The sequence below is a fragment of the Streptomyces sp. KR55 genome (assembly GCF_052245645.1).
In the GTDB taxonomy this organism is placed as follows: Bacteria; Actinomycetota; Actinomycetes; order Streptomycetales; family Streptomycetaceae; genus Streptomyces; species Streptomyces flavusporus.
Genome location: NZ_JBQQCE010000214.1, coordinates 1 through 15,867, shown reverse-complemented (window position 1 = coordinate 15,867; position 15,867 = coordinate 1). Strand labels below are relative to the sequence as shown.

The 15,867-nt window shown below is 66.5% G+C and carries 22 protein-coding genes; 17 read left to right on the top strand and 5 right to left on the bottom strand.

Annotation, left to right across the window (positions count from 1 at the left end; genetic code table 11):
• The coding region (locus ACTWQJ_RS28140) for a hypothetical protein (protein WP_443309343.1) at positions 1-1,104 on the top strand (1,104 nt) is incomplete at its 5' end.
• 36 nt (positions 1,105-1,140) lie between these two features.
• Positions 1,141-1,866: a hypothetical protein gene (locus ACTWQJ_RS28135; RefSeq protein WP_443309342.1), complete on the top strand. Its 726-nt coding sequence runs from the start codon at positions 1,141-1,143 to the stop codon at positions 1,864-1,866.
• Here ACTWQJ_RS28135 and ACTWQJ_RS28130 read toward each other — a convergent pair.
• The 3 genes from ACTWQJ_RS28130 to ACTWQJ_RS28120 all read right to left on the bottom strand — a co-directional run bounded on the left by ACTWQJ_RS28130 (position 1,853) and on the right by ACTWQJ_RS28120 (position 3,617).
• The gene (locus ACTWQJ_RS28130; RefSeq protein ID WP_443309341.1) at positions 1,853-2,272 is read right to left on the bottom strand and encodes an NUDIX hydrolase; all 420 of its coding nucleotides are present in this window, start codon (positions 2,270-2,272) and stop codon (positions 1,853-1,855) included. The genes ACTWQJ_RS28135 and ACTWQJ_RS28130 overlap by 14 nt on opposite strands.
• Before the next feature lie 77 nt (positions 2,273-2,349).
• Positions 2,350-3,162: an isocitrate lyase/PEP mutase family protein gene (locus tag ACTWQJ_RS28125; protein WP_443309340.1), complete on the bottom strand. Its 813-nt coding sequence runs from the start codon at positions 3,160-3,162 to the stop codon at positions 2,350-2,352.
• The gene (locus ACTWQJ_RS28120; protein WP_443309339.1) at positions 3,159-3,617 is read right to left on the bottom strand and encodes a hypothetical protein; all 459 of its coding nucleotides are present in this window, start codon (positions 3,615-3,617) and stop codon (positions 3,159-3,161) included. The genes ACTWQJ_RS28125 and ACTWQJ_RS28120 overlap by 4 nt, the downstream gene beginning before the upstream one ends.
• A gap of 139 nt (positions 3,618-3,756) precedes the next feature.
• On the opposite strand from ACTWQJ_RS28120, the gene ACTWQJ_RS28115 reads away from it, so the two are divergent.
• The 13 genes from ACTWQJ_RS28115 (at position 3,757) to ACTWQJ_RS28055 (ending at position 12,911) form a co-directional block, all read left to right on the top strand.
• A complete protein-coding gene (locus ACTWQJ_RS28115) occupies positions 3,757-3,930 on the top strand; it encodes an ATP-binding protein (RefSeq protein WP_443309338.1) in 174 nt (57 codons plus the stop codon).
• A gap of 55 nt (positions 3,931-3,985) precedes the next feature.
• Positions 3,986-5,113 carry a lipid II:glycine glycyltransferase FemX gene (locus ACTWQJ_RS28110; RefSeq protein ID WP_443309337.1) on the top strand — a complete coding sequence of 376 codons (1,128 nt, stop codon included), beginning with the start codon at positions 3,986-3,988 and terminating at the stop codon, positions 5,111-5,113.
• Positions 5,114-5,279: 166 nt separating this feature from the next.
• Positions 5,280-6,908: a recombinase family protein gene (locus ACTWQJ_RS28105; protein ID WP_443309336.1), complete on the top strand. Its 1,629-nt coding sequence runs from the start codon at positions 5,280-5,282 to the stop codon at positions 6,906-6,908.
• An 828-nt stretch (positions 6,909-7,736) separates the two neighbouring features.
• Entirely contained in the window at positions 7,737-8,336 is a 600-nt protein-coding gene (locus ACTWQJ_RS28100; protein ID WP_443309335.1) for a hypothetical protein, read from the top strand.
• Positions 8,337-8,417: 81 nt separating this feature from the next.
• The gene (locus tag ACTWQJ_RS28095) at positions 8,418-8,618 is read left to right on the top strand and encodes a hypothetical protein (protein ID WP_443309334.1); all 201 of its coding nucleotides are present in this window, start codon (positions 8,418-8,420) and stop codon (positions 8,616-8,618) included.
• A gap of 263 nt (positions 8,619-8,881) precedes the next feature.
• The gene (locus tag ACTWQJ_RS28090) at positions 8,882-9,157 is read left to right on the top strand and encodes a hypothetical protein (RefSeq protein WP_443309333.1); all 276 of its coding nucleotides are present in this window, start codon (positions 8,882-8,884) and stop codon (positions 9,155-9,157) included.
• Positions 9,154-9,879, top strand: a complete 726-nt coding sequence (locus ACTWQJ_RS28085) for a hypothetical protein (RefSeq protein WP_443309332.1) — start codon at positions 9,154-9,156, stop codon at positions 9,877-9,879. Before ACTWQJ_RS28090 ends, ACTWQJ_RS28085 begins: the two co-directional genes overlap by 4 nt.
• 72 nt (positions 9,880-9,951) lie before the next feature.
• Positions 9,952-10,239, top strand: coding sequence for a hypothetical protein (locus ACTWQJ_RS28080; RefSeq protein WP_443309331.1), 288 nt, complete (start codon positions 9,952-9,954; stop codon positions 10,237-10,239).
• Positions 10,240-10,386: 147 nt separating this feature from the next.
• Positions 10,387-10,764 (top strand): phage terminase small subunit, encoded by a 378-nt coding sequence (locus ACTWQJ_RS28075; protein ID WP_443309330.1) that lies wholly within the window; start codon positions 10,387-10,389, stop codon positions 10,762-10,764.
• A complete protein-coding gene (locus ACTWQJ_RS28070) occupies positions 10,761-11,072 on the top strand; it encodes a hypothetical protein (protein ID WP_443309329.1) in 312 nt (103 codons plus the stop codon). Before ACTWQJ_RS28075 ends, ACTWQJ_RS28070 begins: the two co-directional genes overlap by 4 nt.
• A gap of 214 nt (positions 11,073-11,286) precedes the next feature.
• The gene (locus ACTWQJ_RS28065) at positions 11,287-11,529 is read left to right on the top strand and encodes a hypothetical protein (protein ID WP_443309328.1); all 243 of its coding nucleotides are present in this window, start codon (positions 11,287-11,289) and stop codon (positions 11,527-11,529) included.
• Positions 11,530-11,534: 5 nt separating this feature from the next.
• Positions 11,535-12,050 carry a DUF6879 family protein gene (locus ACTWQJ_RS28060; protein ID WP_443309327.1) on the top strand — a complete coding sequence of 172 codons (516 nt, stop codon included), beginning with the start codon at positions 11,535-11,537 and terminating at the stop codon, positions 12,048-12,050.
• Positions 12,051-12,062: 12 nt separating this feature from the next.
• The gene (locus ACTWQJ_RS28055) at positions 12,063-12,911 is read left to right on the top strand and encodes a helix-turn-helix domain-containing protein (RefSeq protein ID WP_443309326.1); all 849 of its coding nucleotides are present in this window, start codon (positions 12,063-12,065) and stop codon (positions 12,909-12,911) included.
• A 608-nt stretch (positions 12,912-13,519) separates the two neighbouring features.
• Here the strand turns inward: ACTWQJ_RS28055 and ACTWQJ_RS28050 are convergent.
• Entirely contained in the window at positions 13,520-14,149 is a 630-nt protein-coding gene (locus ACTWQJ_RS28050; RefSeq protein WP_443309325.1) for a hypothetical protein, read from the bottom strand.
• Positions 14,150-14,573: 424 nt separating this feature from the next.
• Between ACTWQJ_RS28050 and ACTWQJ_RS28045 the strand changes: the two genes are divergently transcribed.
• A complete protein-coding gene (locus ACTWQJ_RS28045; RefSeq protein ID WP_443309324.1) occupies positions 14,574-14,813 on the top strand; it encodes a winged helix-turn-helix domain-containing protein in 240 nt (79 codons plus the stop codon).
• A gap of 36 nt (positions 14,814-14,849) precedes the next feature.
• On the opposite strand, the gene ACTWQJ_RS28040 is transcribed toward ACTWQJ_RS28045, so the two are convergent.
• On the bottom strand, positions 14,850-15,191 hold the full coding sequence (locus ACTWQJ_RS28040; protein WP_443309323.1) for a VOC family protein: 342 nt from the start codon (positions 15,189-15,191) through the stop codon (positions 14,850-14,852).
• 87 nt (positions 15,192-15,278) lie between these two features.
• On the opposite strand from ACTWQJ_RS28040, the gene ACTWQJ_RS28035 reads away from it, so the two are divergent.
• A complete protein-coding gene (locus ACTWQJ_RS28035) occupies positions 15,279-15,665 on the top strand; it encodes a hypothetical protein (RefSeq protein ID WP_443309322.1) in 387 nt (128 codons plus the stop codon).
• Positions 15,666-15,867: the final 202 nt, after the last annotated feature.

The following is a 15,867-nucleotide window of genomic DNA, read 5'->3' as shown; positions in this document are numbered from 1 at the left end:
CCGCCGGCCCCGACGGCCGGAGCCCGGCCGCAAGAGCCCGGTCCGCTTCCCGGGGTGTTCCACGCCGCGTACGAGAGCCTCGTCGGCCAGGTCACCGTCGTCGACGACCCCGGCGTCGGGCTGCTCACCGGCTGGCCGCACTCGCTCGGCGAGAGCCCGTCGCGGCCGACGCCGGTGGGAACCGCTTACGGGCTGCACATCATGCTCGACCTGGGGGTGCCCGAGGGACAGCTGAGCACGGGCGACCTGGTGGACACGCTGTGGCGGCTGCGACTGCCGGACGGCGGCTGGTCGGCGCGGTCGCAGGGGGCCGAGGCCCGCCCGGAGGTCACCGCACTGGTGCTGGGCGCGCTGGCCCGGGCCGGGGCGTCCAGGGAGCGGCTGGCCGCGGAGGTGTCCCGCTGCACGGCCGCCTTCACGCCGGAACTCGACCGCGCCGGACGGGAGTCGACGCATGTCGTGACGACCGTGCTGCGCGGACTGCTGCGCGCCGCGCCCGCCTCCGCCGTACTGCCCCGGCTGCGCGAGGCGATCGTCGACGGCGCGATCAGCGACCCGGGCCGCGCGCACCTGCGCTGCTGGGGCTACCGGCTGGACCCGCCGCACGGCCCGCCGTCCCCGCTGCACACCGCGCAGGCCGTGGTCGCCCTCGACCGGACCGCCCGCGTCCTCGGCGAGTCCGCGGGCGCCCGCGCCGCCCGGGAGGACGGGGTCCGCTGGCTGCTGGCCTGCCCGGACGCACCCCACCACGGCTGCCTCGACCTGGAGAACCTCAGGGAGGAGGTACGGCGCCCGCGCACCGACGACCTTTCGCGCCATGAGGTGCTGAACGTACGGCACTTCACGGCCGCCTGGATCGTCCGCGCCCTGCTGACCCCGGCGGCCCGGCGGATCGCCCAGGAGGACGGGCTGGAGACGGAGTGGCGGGAGCGGCTGGACGGCGCGGTCGCCGCGGTGTGGGCCGGGCAGACCGACGGCATCTGGACCTGGGAGCGCGCCGACGGCACCGACCTGCGCAAGCCGATCTGGATGACCTATCAAGGTCTTTGCGCGCTGCGCGCCCATGCCGTATGGATGTATCAGCCGGATCAGCCGGATCACTGAACCCGTCCGGCATGGGCGGGAGTTGGGGGATGATGCATGGGTGGTCACCAGGTCCGCGCGGCTCGGCAACTGCTGGCCAGGGCGCTCGACGGTGAACTGCCCGAGCACGACCAGGTGGTGGCGGCCCGCTCCGTGATCGCCGAACTGGGCTCACCCGACCGCCTGCTGGAGCTGATCGCCGAACTCGCCTCCGGGGAGGGCGATCCCGAGGGCTGTGCCCGGCTGTCGTACCGTCACGTACTCGGTTTCGACAAGCTGCTGCTGATCGACGGCGGCCCCCGCCACATGCTGCGCGCGCATGTGTGGCATCCGGGCGCGGGCGCGATCGGCACGGAGGACATCCACAACCACCGCTCACCGCTGGCCTCCTACGTCGTCCGCGGCAGGCTCGCGATGGAGCTGTACGAGGTGCGGGACGACGGCGGCATCGAGGCCGCGCGCTACCAGGAGTCCCTGGCGGAGCGGTCGGCCGACTGGCGGCTGGAGCCGGCGGGTCCGGCGCGGCTGCGGCTGACGCAGACGGGCCAGTACACGGCGGGCAGCGCCTACGCCCTGCCGGCGCACACCCTGCACCGGGCCTGGTGCGACTCGGACGTACCGACGGTGACGCTGTTCCTGGAGACGGGCAGCGGACGGCGCCTGCGCACCGACGTGTTCACGGCCGCGGGCCCGCATCCCGGGGCGGTCGCCAAGGTCCCGCTGGATGTGCGGGAGTACCTGGGGGCGCTGAGCGGGCTGGCCGAGCTGCTCAGGAGCTCGTGAGGGCCTGGCGTACGACGTCGAGGTTGTAGTCGTCGATGGCGACGCTCGTCAGCTCGGCGGGCCGCAGCCAGGCGTGGACCTGGTCCGGCTTCGGCAGGGTCACGTCCAGGGACAGCGGGCGGACCAGGAAGTTCTCCTGCCAGCTCTTGACCTCGTGGCCCCGGTAGTCACTCACGAAGGACGACTCGCCGACCTTGCGCACGATCTCGCCGCGCAGCCCGGTCTCCTCCTTCAGCTCGCGCAGCGCGCCGTCCGCCGCACTCTCGTCCGGCTCCAGCTTCCCGCACGGCACGCCCCACACCCGCGGCAGAAACCGCTCCGTCTCACTACGCCGCACCAGGAGCACCCGCCCCTGCTGGTCCACCACGACGGCGGCCGCCAGTCGCATCTCGCCGGGGATGTCCATGGCCATAGCTTCCTCGGTCCCTGGGTCGGCAGCCGGAGTTGAGTCCAAAGGGTCTGATACCCACGAAAACCTCGACTCTACCAGTCTGCCCGCCACGAGGCAGTGTCCCCGGTCTCACTCCGCCCGGCCGGGGACTGGCGGCCGCTGAACGCCTGTACGTCGGCGTACGTCGGCACCGTGCCGTGGGGTGGGCGGCCCGCCCGTACGTCGGCGAGCGTCTCCAGAGCGGCGCCCAGGGCCCGCCGGTACAGCAGCGAACCAAGGCTGATGCGGCGCACGCCGAGGGCGGTGAGGTGGGCGATGGTGGGGCCGGTGGGTGAGTAGAGGATGTTGAGGGGGACGTCGAGGTGCCGTACGAGGGTGGTGATCTCGGCGGGGTCGGTGAGGCCGGGGACGAACACGCCGTCGGCTCCCGCCTGCTGGTAGGCGTCGAGGCGGTCGAGCGTTTCCCTGCGGTCGCCGTCGCCGAGCCAGTGTGTGTCGGTGCGGGCGTTGACGAAGATGCCGGGGGCGGCCGACTTGACGGCAGTGATCTTCGCGGCGTGGCGGCTGGCCGGCCCGAGCCCGTCCTCCAGGTTGATGCCGACGGCCCCGACGGCCGCCAGTTCCCGTACGAACTCCGCCACCTCGTCCGGATCGTCGCTGAAACCGCTCTCCGCGTCGACGGAGAGCAGGAACGGCTCCGAACCGAGAGTGAGGGCCAGCCGGAGCGTCTCGTCGCGGGTCGCGGACGCACCGTCGGGCACACCGGCGGCCGCGGCCACACCCAGGCTGGTCGTCCCGATCGCACGAAACCCCCCGGCAGCCAGGGCTGCTGCCGACGCGTGGTCCCAGGCGTTGGGCAGCAGAAGGGGCTCGTCGGCGTGATGCAGGTCGGCGAACGCGGTCACGACAGATCACCGATCGCGTCGGCGTAGTACGTGGATTCCTTGAGGTGGAGGGCGAGTTCGCGGAAGGTCCAGCCCTCACCGGGCGAGTGGTCGAGCTGGTCCTCGGTGAGGACGTCGAGCCGGTTCGCCCAGATCCGGGCGAGCCGGGTGAGGCGGCTGCGGGCCTCGTCGAGGTCCTCCTGGGTGAAGGGGGCGAAGTCCGCTTCGGTGGTAGCGGCGGACGCGTGCCAGTGGTCGGACTGCGGGGGCTCGCCCACGAGCCTCGCCTCCAGTTCGGCGAGGTGATCGACGAGATGGTCGGCGACACGGCGGATCGCCTTGTGCGGGGTGTAGACGCGGTCGTCGACGTGCGCGGGCCTGCCGTCCCAGTGGGTCCAGGTGGCGGCGAGGGAGAGGACGTGGTCGACCATGCCGGTGACGGCCTGTGCGGGGGTTTCCTGCGGGCTTTCGGTCATACCGGCACGCTAGGGGCACATCACTTCGGCGCCGGCCGAAGCGTGCCAGGGCCTGTCCGGCGGCTCAGGTCACAGGTGCCATGTGGAGACGCCCGAGGGCGAGCTGGGACTGCGCAAGCTGCCTTAAGGCGGAGTTCGGGTGTCCGTCGGCGACCGTTCGCCTGTACTGCCGGTCTGGTACACCGAGCCCGACTGGGATGCGGAGAGCGGGCGGGGCATCTTCCTGATCGCGTCTGCGGCGGACGTGTGGGGCGTCACGCCCAGGAACGGCGGCAAGCAGGTGTGGGCGCAGTTCACTGCCGTGAACTCTTGACCCGTCCGGTGATCCCGGACTTAGGGTGGCCGCCCCGAACAGGAGCACCCGACCCATGACCAGCCTGTACGTGCGGGAGATACCGCGCCAGGAACATCTGGCCCACCTACGGCTGTATCCCGACGCAAGCCATCTCCAGATCCCCGAGTGGGGCGATGTGAAGCCCGACTGGCTGCCGGAGAGCGTCGGCTGGTTCGAGGACGGGGAGATGATCGCGACGGCGCTGGTCCTGTACCGGCCGCTGCCCGGGACGCGGCGCTTCCTCGCGTACCTTCCCGACGGACCCGCGATCGACTGGCGGACCCCTCGTCTGGAGCGATGGCTGGACCCGCTCGTCGCCCACCTGAAGCGGATCGGGGCGTTCTCGGTGCGGATCGGGCCGCCCCTGGTCGTACGTCACTGGGACGCGGCCACCGTGGCGGCCAGCATCGCCGACCCCGACGTACGTCATCTGCACGATCTGCCCGCGGCCGGCATCGACGGATACGCGTTCGATGTCGCGGAGCGGCTGCAACGGCTCGGCTGGCGGCGGTGCGAGGAGGACGGCAGGAGTGGTTTCGGCCTCGGCCAGCCGCGCTACGGCTGCGAGATCCCGTTGGCGGGGCGCTCGGTGGACGACCTTCGCGGCGCCCTCGCACCGCATTGGGAACAGTCCTTGCGCACGGCCGAGACGGCAGGCGTCCGTGTGTCGTGGGGCTCGGCCTCCGACCTGCCCGAGTTCCACCGCCTGTACACCGCGACCGCTGCCCACGACGGCTTCAAGGCCCGCCCGTTGGACTACTTCCTGCGCATGTGGAAGGCCCTGAACTCCGAGGACGACGACCGGCTCCGCCTCTACCTGGCCCGGTACGACGGGGAGGTGCTCTCCGCGGCCCTCATGATCAATGTCGGCTCCCGAGTCTGGCACTCGTACGCCGCATCCGGCCGCCGAGGGCGCCAACTGCGGCCCAGCAGCGCGCTGTTGTGGCGCATGCTGTGTGACGCACGGGCGGCGGGCGCCGAGACGTACGACCTGCGCGCCATCACCCCCGCCCTCACCGAGGACCGCCTGCTCGGCCGACTCCGCTTCAAGACGGGGACCGGCGGCCGGGCCGTGGAGTACCTCGGGGAGTGGGAACTGCCCGTGGGCAGCCAGGGCAAGGTGCTGCAGCGGGCGTTGGGGGTCTACCTCGGGCGCAGGTGACCCTGGCCGCAGCGGTCGTCGTCGACGCCGATCCGTTCGGGTCTGCGAGGACGGCAGGGCCGGTCCGGTTCAGTCCCCGCGTTCCGCCGCGCTGCGCTCCACGCAGAACTCGTTGCCCTCCGGGTCTCCGAGCACTCCTTAGATCCAGTTCTGAGGAGTGGCCCCTATGGGCACAAACACGCAGGTCAGCGCCGGTCAGCACTCGACTCACTCACAGACGGGCATGCGCACCCTTCGCGGTCTGTCCGCCATCCGCCTGTCAGTCCTGACCGATGAGACGACGTCCCCCGAGCGTCAGCGCGCGGCCAACGCTGCCGCTGCTGCTGAGTACGGCATCGACCTTGCCGACCGTGAAGCCGTCGACCTGGGCGTATCGGCCAGCAAGACGACCCCCTTTGAGCGCCCCGAATTGGGTGCATGGCTGAACGAGCGGACCGACGATTTCGACGCGGTGTGTTTCTGGCGTTTCGATCGCGCCATTCGCTCCATGGCGGACATGAACGCGCTTGTGGAATGGGCGCGTACGCACCGCAAAGTGATCGTGTTTGCTGAGGGTCCGGGCGGCAAGCTCAAGCTGGACTTCCGCAACGGCTTGGATCTGGTCACGCGCCTGCTGCTTCAGGTGTTCGCGTTCGCCGCTGAGTTTGAGGCTCAATCCATCCGTGAACGCGTTAGCAGCGCTCAGGCTGCAATGCGCCTTATGCCGCTCCGCTGGCGCGGTTCGCGCCCACCGTACGGGTACAAGCCCGAAGAGCTTGACTCAGGCGGCTGGACGCTGGCGCCCGATGCTGAGGCGGTAGCCGTCATTGAGCGAATCATTGCGGCGCTCATGGACGGAAAGACCGCGTCTGCTGTGGCCGAAATGCTCAACAGCGAAGGCATGCCAAGCCCGCGCGATTATTGGGCGCTGAAGAATGGGCGCACCACGGGCGGGAAGACGGGCGGAGCTAAGGGCAGCGCCGTGACGCGCGACGCTTTCAAGTGGACGCCCAGCGTGATTACCAAGCTGCTGCGCAACCCCAACTTGCTCGGCTGGAAAATGCACAGCGGCAAGCCAGTGCGTGACGCCAACGGCGCGCCCGTCATGCTCACGAATGAGCCGGTTCTGACCCGCGAAGAGTTTGACGCAGTCGGCGCGCTGCTGGATTCGCGGAGTATCGACAACCGGGAACGCAAGGACACAAACGCGCTGCTGCTCGGGGTCATTCACTGCGCATCCTGCGGCGGGCGCATGTACCTGAATGCGCAGGAAGGGAAAACACCCACATACAAGTGCAACAGTCACGCGCGGGGCGACTTCTGCGAGGCACCGTCCAACGTCCGGGGCGATTGGGTTGACGAGTACGTGACGGGCGAATTCCTTGCTGCCGTTGGCGGACTCCGTGTGACGCACAGCAGGGTGATTCCGGGCTACGACCCACAGCCGGAAATTGACGCGACGGCAGCCGAGTACGAAGCGCACATTGCCAGCGAGGGAACGCAGACCAACCCGGTTACCCGGCGCCTTTGGGAACAGCGGAGAGACGCCCTTGACGCGCGCATTACGGAGCTGCTGACGCGTAGCGCTACGCCGGAACGGGTGGAAACCATCGACACCGGCCGCAGCTACGCCGACACATGGCACGACGCCGACACAGCGAAGCGGCGCGCAATGCTCGTCCAGGCTGGCGCCAATCTCAGCGTGAAGCGAGGAACGCGCGGCGGCTGGCGACGGCTGGATGAGAGCCGCGTGCGCTTCACGATGCTGGACGACTTTTTCTCTGACGCTGCGCTGGAGTTGGAGGCAGCGGCATGAGCAGCGAAGCGCGCGCATTCCTGGCCGCTGAGGTACGGCACGTGTCGGCCCGACTGGATGCCCTGTACGCCGCTCAGAGGGGCGGAGACAGGTCGGCGCTTACGCGGCAGCGGATAAGGCGTCTGGAAGCGCTACAGGCGGCCCTACAGGGTTTCCCGGCAGCGCTCAGCGCGTAGGCGCGCAGCGCAACAGCAGCAGACAGCCCCGTTCGGTGAGCTTCGCAGCTTGCCGGGTGGGGCTTTCTGCATGTCTGACGGACTGTTAGCAAGCTCTGATGACCAGTCAGATTGTGGTCTGGTGCACATCGCATTGCCGGAATGTGCACCCGCTCGCAGCAGCCGACCAGCAGCGCCGGGGCAGGTTCGTCACTCACAGCGGGAAGCGCAGGCCTCCGACCAGGGGAAAGTGATGAAGTGGTGAACGCATAAAAAAATCACATTGCAATGGGAGTCTCTTGGAGCAAACCGGAGTGACGGTCATTCGGTCACTTCACCACTCACCCCTGTTCGGCAGCGCGACACGCCCAACGCAAGGATTGGGGCATACCAGGACAAGAGTTACCAGTGACCTGCGGAAATGCACCTTCGTGCACTCGACTCACTCACTCATTACTGCGGGACCGCGACAGCGAGCAGGACGGCTTTGCCTCCGCCGCTACCCGCCAATACAGACTCCCCGCACGCAGGGAAGGCAGGCTGATGCCTCCGCCTAATGCGTGCATGACTAAGCCCCCGGATGTTGGTCGAGTTTCACTCAGTGTGTCGCGGCACTGATTGACGCTCCCAGCATCTGGGGGCTTTTTCGTTTACCGCGACAAGGAGACTTCCCATGGGCACTGTCCCGACATACGACGCTGTACACAAGCGTATCCGCGCTGAGCGTGGCCCGGCTGCACATCATGCGTGCGCGTGGTGCGGTCGTACTGCCGATGACTGGGCTTACCAGCACAATGGCTGCGCCAGCGAGTTGCTGAGCCCGTCTGGTCACCCTTACTCGCCGGATCTGTCGTGCTACAAGCCGCTCTGCTGGGAGGATCACCGGACCTTTGACCGGCTGATTAACCAGGACAGTGAGCTTTCCCGCCTCCGCCTGCTGGTTCGTAGTGCGGAAAGCTTCCTATCTGTCACTGACGAACGAGCCGCTTTCGATCGTGCTGTGCGTGAGCGCGCTAAGGCTGCTGCCGCTGCGTACGCCGCTTCTGTCGCCAAGCCCGCGCACTCTGCCTTCATCGCCACGTTGGAGCCTGGTGCGACGGTTTACGGCTCCACGCTGCTCGCGCAGTACCGCCGCTGGTGTGTTGTGAATGACCTAAAGCCTGTTGGCCAGCGCACGTTCTATGGCTGGCTGGTCGATAACCACGGTTTTGAGCGGAGCGCCAGGGGCGGTATCGCGGTGTTTACCGTGCCCGCCGCAGCCTACTCACGGTAAGCAGGTTGACCATGGCTGATCTTTCCGCGCACCTGGTTGCGCTGGCTACTGCGCTTCAAATCATCATCGGAGTGTTTCTTTATGGATAACGAACCCCGCACCCCCAACCGTATTGCGCTGGGGCAGATCCTTAACGACGTGCTGTCGACGATCCGCGCTGATGGCGTCATGGTTAACGGCCAGCCCCACGTGTTGCTGGATTACGCAGCGGAGTTGGCCAGCGCGAGCGCGGCAATGTATGAGGCGCGTGTAGCTGGCCGCCGTGGTGCCGCAAATGGCTGAGCGTAATACTCGCCGCAGTAGGGCTAATCAATGGCGCGGTGTCGCCCGTCACGTGACAGCCGGAACGCTGGACCGCATGGGGTACAACGCTGCTAATGCGCCGGTTGAAGAGCGCGAGCGGCTATATGCCGAACTAGTCGAGGCGCTCATAGTGCCCGATTACCTTGACTACGAAACCGCAGCGGAGATAGCCCAGACGGAGGTTTGGAAGCTGTTGTGCCGCTGGGAGCGCCGCACTGAGCACCGCTAAGGAGAAACCCCACATGGATGAAAACGACCCGTTCTTTCGGCTGCTGCCGCAGGTTATTCGCCCCGCCCAGGGCCGGTACATGTGGCTGCAAGCTGTTCACGGCGCCATGAATGCGGCGCGATTCCGCGAAGGTCTGCCGCCGCTGGACATTAACGCCGTTCACCGGCTGCTGCGCGAGCTGGGCTGGATAACGGTCCCGGACCCCTACGCGATTAACACCTATCTCGTCATGGACGCTGAGGCTATTTGGCCGCCGCGCGCTGCCGCCAACCAAGGAGAAACCCAATGACCGACAAGCTTTCTACTCCGTACGTCCCTGACTCGCCGGACGTTATCCCCGCTGGTGTCACACTGCCGAAGGCCGTTACCGACGCGATGGCCGCCCGTGATGCCGCGTTCGACGCTTACAGCGCGTATGCCGTCGAGGTCGATGACGTCGTGCGTTCCGATTACATCGAGGCAGCACAGCAGCGGGACCACGATGCCGCCCGTGCTGCTGTGCGAAGCGGTAAGGACATTGGCGAGCTGCCCAGCGAGGTAGAGCGCGTAACTAAGCTGCGCGGTTTCGCCGTGGGCAAGCTGAACGCGCTGGCCGAAAAGGTCCGCCAAGCCGATGCTGCCATTTACCGCGCGTGGATTGCGGCGCTTCCGCAGGCGATAGACGAAGCCCGTACGGCGCTGCCTGAGGCGCTGGAAGCGTACGAAGAGGCTCAGCGTGCTGCTAAGGCTGCTGAGGGCCGCTATCGGGCCGCTGTGAGCCTGCTGGCCTATGTGGAGCTTCAGCAGCGCGGTAAGGCTCGCACGCTGGTGGACGCGCCGAAGTTCCACGTAAACCCCGGCGTGGGTGTGACGCTGCCTCAGCTCGCTGCCGATTGGCTCAAGCACGTTGGCGCTGTTGATGAGCCGCGCGTAAAGGTCCGATTCGTGGGCGACAGGATCGACAAGGTGGAGTCGCTGCCGCAGAGCGAGGCTGAGAAGTTCATCCACGCGGGTATCGCGAAGCGCGCCTAATGCATGCGAAACGGGGTGGGTTGACACTGCGTCAGCTCGCCCCGCTCCGCGCAGAGAGGAGGGCGAACGCCCATGAACATCCGTGAAGCATGGACCCGAAACATTGCCCTTGAGGCGATAGCCGCGCTGGCTGTGCACGACCCTGGCCGACAGTTCCCGCGTATGCATCTTGACGTGCTGCTGGGTGTCCTGCCGACCACGCCTGAGGCAGGGCGCCCGATAGCTGTAAGCGATTGGCTGCGTGACGTGCTGACCAACGGCATTCCCCACATGTCCGCCGAGGGTGAGCGGTTGATGAAGACGGCTGAAACGCTGGCGGATCACTACGCGCGGTATGCGCTGGGTGTTCACGCTGAGTAAGACTGCCGAATCGGACATAGCCCCCATAGGGGTGGGGATCACCCCCTAAGGGGCGGGGGCGCCAGAACGCGGGGGAGGGCTCCGAGTTGCGCGCCACCCAATCAACCCCATTTCGACTACTCACAGCAACCATTGAAGGGACTGCGTATGCCTAAGCCGCGCAATCCGTCAGCGCCCCGTAGCCGTTACGGGAATCGGCGCGCACCTGGTGCCGCCCAGCCAACAGCCACGGTCACACTACCCAATGAATCGCCGCTCGACCCTCCGCCTATGCCTGCTGGTGTTGAGTGGACGGAATCACAGCGCGCCCGCTGGGAATCGCTGTGGAAGTCGCCTCAGGCTTTCATGTGGGATGAGACAGCGGCGGGAACGGTGGCGCTGCTGATCACGTATGAAACGGCGCTGTTGACCGGCAAGGCTTCAGCGTGGCAGGCGCAGGAATACCGCTATGCGAGCGATTCTCTTGGACTTACGCCAACTGCGATGCAGAAGCTTGGTTGGAAGATTGAGGGGACTGACAAGTGAGCCGCCGCAGCCAGCGCAAGACAGTGAGCGATCCGGCCGCTGACATTCCCCGTCCGCTGACGTATGCACAGCGCGCATATGCAGCCGGTATTGGGTATTCGGAGATAAACGAGGCTCTGTGGGCGCAGGCTTCCCGCGCTGAGCTGTTGTACCGGCTGGGCTTTGACTGGCGTACCTATGGCGAGGATTGGCCGATGCCGCGTAGCCGTTACAACCAGGCGACTCATCGGCGCGAAATCGTGGACGACAAAGGCAACGTGCTGACTCCTGCTGAGTGGCTGGCGCACGTGATCAAGGCTGCGCATTAAATGCGCTCCGTTTTGCGCGTCACAAAATGGCGAAGCCCCGCATGCACCCTGGATTCCGGGGCTGCGTGCGGGGCTTTCTGGCTTATGTGACGGTGTGTCAGATAGCCACTGCTCCCGACTCCAAGTGCCGGGCGCACATGCCCTCTTGACGTCATCCGTCGGGCGGGTGATGGTCGTGCAATCAGGCGCAATCGCATCGACGGAAGGGCACGGCATGCGGCTACGGTTCCTCGGGATCATCCCGAACACGCCGGACACGGACTCTCCAACCATCTGGCTGGACGAAGACACGGGTGACCTACTGATCCAGTCGTACAAGGCCACGGAGGAGGATGTGAAGGCGTGCCAGGAGATCGGCTCAATCCCCGGTCACTCCACAGACGTGCCGGATCACGAGACGATCATCAGGCTTCCGAAGGTCATGCTTCAGTACATCCCCCGCCCCGACAGCGAGTAGCAACGATGACGAACCCCGTACTTGAGGGTCTGGCGAAGGCGCGTCATTCAGCCGCGCACCTGGAAATGCGCGACGCGTACCAGCCGAACGACCCCGAGTTCATCGCGTGGCAGAAAGGCAAGCGTCTTGATCCTGCCGCTGACCGGTCGACGTGGTGGCGCCCGTTTCTGGACGTGGTAACCGAGACAACGGCGCGCGGAGTGGTAATGCGCCGTGCCCGGATCGTCTCGGAACCAGTGACGCACTACATCAAGTACGAGTACGACGTGACGTTTCCGAACGTTGCGGCGGGTGAGTTGGTCCGCTGGTTGCCCCGACGCAAGGCAGCGGATATTCCCCTACCCGGTACCGACCTATGGATGTTCGACAATTCATCGGTGCTGTTCACCTACTTCTCTGGTGTCGGGGAAGTAGTCGACCGTGAATGGAGCACCGAACCGGCCGTCGTAGAGATGGTCAGTACAGCGTTCGAAAAGGTCTGGGAGCGGGCTACGCCTCACGAGGAGTACAAGCCGGTCTGACCGGTCCATGCCATGCCCGCATCAGGATCATCAAGTGTTCAGGCAGCCCGGAAAGTCCTTGCCGATCGGCTTCGAGAGATCTGCAAGGACGCCGGGTTGGACGGTAAGCGACTCGCTGAAGCATGCGGGTGGCACCCTGCCAAGGTTTCTCGGATCTCGACCGCGAAAACGTCGCCTTCCGCTGACGACATTCGCGCATGGTGCCGTGCTTGCGGCGCAGAGGACCAGACAGCGGACCTGATTGCCTCTCTGCGCGCCGTAGAGGGCATGTGGGTGGAGTGGCGCCGGATGGAGCGTGCGGGGCTGCGACAGGCGCAGGAAGCGCGTTTGCCGCTGTACGAACGAACGCGCTGGTTCCGCTCCTACTCACCGGGGCTAATCCCTGGGTTGATCCAGACCTACGGCTACACCGAAGACGTATTGCGCGCGGTACAGCGACGACGGGTTGACGTTGACGATGTGGCCGATGCCGTGGCTGCCCGTATTGAGCGTCAGCGCGTGCTGTATGAGGGTCAGCGTCGTTTCGCGTTCCTGATAGAGGAGTCAGTTCTAAGGAACGCACTCGGTGAGCCAGATACGCAGGTTGAGCAACTTGAGCATTTGCTGACGGTCGCTGCGCTGCCCAATGTCAGTTTGGGTGTGGTGCGCACGAAGATTGGCCGGTCCCGAATGCCGGTTGAGGGATTCTGGATATTCGACACGGCACAGGTGAATGTCGAGTTGGTCTCCGGATACCTGACGATCACTCAGCCCCGAGAGGTGGCCATGTACGCCGACGCGTTCGCCTCGCTGGCTGACGTCGCTTTGTACGGCGGGAAGGCCCATGTCCTGATCAGAGCGGCTATCGACTCGCTCGGGTGATCGGCGTGCAATCTCGTGCAATCGGCTGTGAGTTGGGGTTCCAGTGTTCCTAGCGTGGTTGTCATCGGACCACGCGAGGGGACAGCGACCATGGCCAGTGGAACTCAGGTACCAGAGACGGACGCAAGTCAGTGGGAGTACACGACGTACGCGCCCGCTGGTGAGAAGTGCTCAGCGTGCATGAAGCCCTTCAAGACGCTTGAACAGGTTCGGCGTGGGCATATGGAACGCGTTTCGGGTCCGGCCGTAACGCTGTACCGGCACATCGGAAAGTGCCCGCAGTGAGCGCCTGATGACTACCGCCCCGGAACGGTCCCGGAAGGCTGTCAGGAAGCCCAGCCGGACGCGCGTCGAGAGCACCAGGAAGCTTCCGCCCCCGCTCCCTCCGCTGGGCTACTGCGGGCTTTGTACCGGGCACCGTGCCATTTGGTGTGACGGGTGCTGCGGATTCGGTGGCTGTCGGCTGTGCGCGTGGACTGAGAAGCGCCCGTGTCCCGTGTGCGTCGGTGGCGACGCTGAGCCAATCCGCTGGTGAGACTCTGGGCGCATGAAAAAGCCCCCGACACCCAATCCACGGGTGCCGGGGGTTTCGTGCTTCCTGGGGGCGCTTACAGCTTCGTGTCTCGCATCACTGCCCCGATGTCCCGCCCGGATTCACTCCACAGCGGAAGATCAGCAGCCGGATTGTTCTCAATGGCTTGCGCAGCGATAGGAATCACCTCGCCAAGTGATTCCACCACGCGCGCCAGGATGAAGTTCGCTTCGTCTGCGGGCAGCGCTTCGGGACTCTGCACCATCGCTGCCGCAAGGCTGTGCCACACAGTGGCCGATTCCAGTGCGAACATGTCGGCTGCTTTGTCCAGCACCCCACCAGGTTCGGGCAGCACGTAGGCGCGTTTGCCCGTCACTGCGTCGAAGCCAAGGGGGCGCAGCGCTGTGAATTCCTCGCGCTGAGGCTCCGCCGGAGCATTTGTCTGCGAAGCCTCCGCCCACGTGTGGCAAGCGTCGTTCACGTGGTCGCCGCTGTGGTCGGCCGGAAGGTTGCAAGCCCCGTGCTGCCAACTGTCGGCAGGTACGTCGGGGAAGTCGCCGCATGTGCGCGGCCACGTGTTCCCCAGCGAATCCCGGTGGTCGCCGGAGTGGTCGCCGCTGAGGAAACACGGGAAGCGCGGGTTGCCGCCCCGGTCCATGCACGGCGGGAAGTCGGCGTTGCTGACGGGCACGATGAAGTCACTCATGCCGCACGCTCCGGGAAGTCGTAGCCAGCGGCAGCCATAAGGGCCGCAACTCGCCTTTCCCGCTGTCGCTGCCGTTCCCGCTGTCGTTCGAAATGGACCAGGTACGGCCGGACCAGCGGCAGGCCGTCCGCGTAGATCACCTCTGACGGACGGAGGGCGGGCAGTCTCCGGGGGGTGGCTGGCGCTGTCGGCACGGTTTCCGCCCGGCGCTTTCCACGGGCGGGCAGTAGGACGCTGAGAATCAGCGCGAGTAGGGTGCGCACTAGGTCGACTCCTATTCAGTCGGCTCAGCCCCTGAGCGATCCCTAGCCCGGATCTCTCGGGGGCGTTTTCTGCTTTTCATGCACCACGGTACGCCATGGGTAGCCACGGTGCACCATGGTCCGCCAATGCGGCCTACGGCGTACCGCGCGAAGCTGAGGGCATGGCGGAGTACGAATGGCAGCGGGTAGCGCGCGAGATTGGCCGTGACATCGAGTCGGGGCGCATCCCGCCAGGCGCAGCCCTGCCCAGCATCGTGCGCCTAGCGCAGCAGTACGGCGTGGCGGATCACACCATCAGACGCGCGCTGCGTGACCTGCGTGAGCGCGGACTCATCGAAACCCTGCCGCACAAGGGGTCATTCGTGCTGGCGCCCAACTCGCCTACGAAGAGCGGAAGTTGAGAGCTTCGCTCCGTACCGGCTGACCAGGCGCTATCCTCAGAACCGGTAGTTGTGAGTGTTCGGATCTGCGAGGACGGCCCAGCCCGTGCCGTCAGGGTTGCGGCGGTCGTCGAAGAGGGTGGCGCCAAGGGCGAGGATGCGGTCGACCTCCTCGTCGCGGGTGCGGTCCTGCGGCTGGATGTCGAGGTGCACGCGGTTCTTGACGGTCTTGGCCTCCGGAACGGCGACGAAGAGCAGGCCGGCGCCCTCGATCAGCGCAGACTCGTCGCCCGGCTTGTCGTCCTCGTGCAGGGGCAGGTCCAGGACCTGGGACCAGAAGCCCGCGAGAGTGTAAGGGTCGCGGCAGTCGATCGTGACGTGGCGGATAGCGGAGGTCATGCAGGGGATTGTGGTGCACGCCCGTCGATGACGGCAACGAGGAAACGCGGAAGGCAACCTTCCCTCCTCCTGCGGCGACAGGAAGGCATGACTTCAGCACGACGCACCACACGTCACCGCCGTATGCGGGGCGCTCGCAAGCCCCTGATCGGCGGTCTCGCCGCCACCGCCGCCCTGGTCGGGGTGTGGTACGCGGCAGCCGGGGCGGCGACGACCACCGCCGACGGTCTCGCCGCGACCAGCACCGCCGTGAGCCTGCCGGCCAAGTTCCCCTACCTGTCAGCGGGTTACAACAACACCCGCGAGTGGACCCGGACGGCGACCGCAGTGGCCCCCAACGGCACCCTGCGCGTGGCCTGGCCCGCATCGGACGGCATCCATGTCACCCCGCTCACCTCCGCCGGGAAGCGCTCGGGCGCGAACAAGGACCGTCTCCTGCTGTCCTGGGAGTCCGTCAACTACCCGTCGCTATAGCGACGGGCTTGCACAACGGGCACCACTGGCGGTGATGCTGCGTTTGCGTCCAGCCCCGCCCCGGCGCGTGCGCTCCGGTGGTGGGGCGGGGGCCGTTGACTGGGCCCCGCGTCGCCACAACTCCCACGCACGCGCGCGGATGTTGCGGGAGCCTCCCCCACTCTCGGCTTCGCTCGAGCGGGAGGTGCCCCCATCGGTCCGC

Coding starts and splice junctions, on each gene's coding strand:
- ACTWQJ_RS28135 (WP_443309342.1), top strand. CDS start 1,141: ATGGGTGGTCACCAGGTCCGCGCGGCTCGGCAACTGCTGGCCAGGGCG.
- ACTWQJ_RS28130 (WP_443309341.1), bottom strand. CDS start 2,272: ATGGACATCCCCGGCGAGATGCGACTGGCGGCCGCCGTCGTGGTGGAC.
- ACTWQJ_RS28120 (WP_443309339.1), bottom strand. CDS start 3,617: ATGACCGAAAGCCCGCAGGAAACCCCCGCACAGGCCGTCACCGGCATG.
- ACTWQJ_RS28110 (WP_443309337.1), top strand. CDS start 3,986: ATGACCAGCCTGTACGTGCGGGAGATACCGCGCCAGGAACATCTGGCC.
- ACTWQJ_RS28105 (WP_443309336.1), top strand. CDS start 5,280: ATGGGCACAAACACGCAGGTCAGCGCCGGTCAGCACTCGACTCACTCA.
- ACTWQJ_RS28100 (WP_443309335.1), top strand. CDS start 7,737: ATGGGCACTGTCCCGACATACGACGCTGTACACAAGCGTATCCGCGCT.
- ACTWQJ_RS28095 (WP_443309334.1), top strand. CDS start 8,418: ATGGATAACGAACCCCGCACCCCCAACCGTATTGCGCTGGGGCAGATC.
- ACTWQJ_RS28090 (WP_443309333.1), top strand. CDS start 8,882: ATGGATGAAAACGACCCGTTCTTTCGGCTGCTGCCGCAGGTTATTCGC.
- ACTWQJ_RS28085 (WP_443309332.1), top strand. CDS start 9,154: ATGACCGACAAGCTTTCTACTCCGTACGTCCCTGACTCGCCGGACGTT.
- ACTWQJ_RS28080 (WP_443309331.1), top strand. CDS start 9,952: ATGAACATCCGTGAAGCATGGACCCGAAACATTGCCCTTGAGGCGATA.
- ACTWQJ_RS28075 (WP_443309330.1), top strand. CDS start 10,387: ATGCCTAAGCCGCGCAATCCGTCAGCGCCCCGTAGCCGTTACGGGAAT.
- ACTWQJ_RS28065 (WP_443309328.1), top strand. CDS start 11,287: ATGCGGCTACGGTTCCTCGGGATCATCCCGAACACGCCGGACACGGAC.
- ACTWQJ_RS28060 (WP_443309327.1), top strand. CDS start 11,535: ATGACGAACCCCGTACTTGAGGGTCTGGCGAAGGCGCGTCATTCAGCC.
- ACTWQJ_RS28055 (WP_443309326.1), top strand. CDS start 12,063: ATGCCCGCATCAGGATCATCAAGTGTTCAGGCAGCCCGGAAAGTCCTT.
- ACTWQJ_RS28050 (WP_443309325.1), bottom strand. CDS start 14,149: ATGAGTGACTTCATCGTGCCCGTCAGCAACGCCGACTTCCCGCCGTGC.
- ACTWQJ_RS28045 (WP_443309324.1), top strand. CDS start 14,574: ATGGCGGAGTACGAATGGCAGCGGGTAGCGCGCGAGATTGGCCGTGAC.
- ACTWQJ_RS28040 (WP_443309323.1), bottom strand. CDS start 15,191: ATGACCTCCGCTATCCGCCACGTCACGATCGACTGCCGCGACCCTTAC.
- ACTWQJ_RS28035 (WP_443309322.1), top strand. CDS start 15,279: ATGACTTCAGCACGACGCACCACACGTCACCGCCGTATGCGGGGCGCT.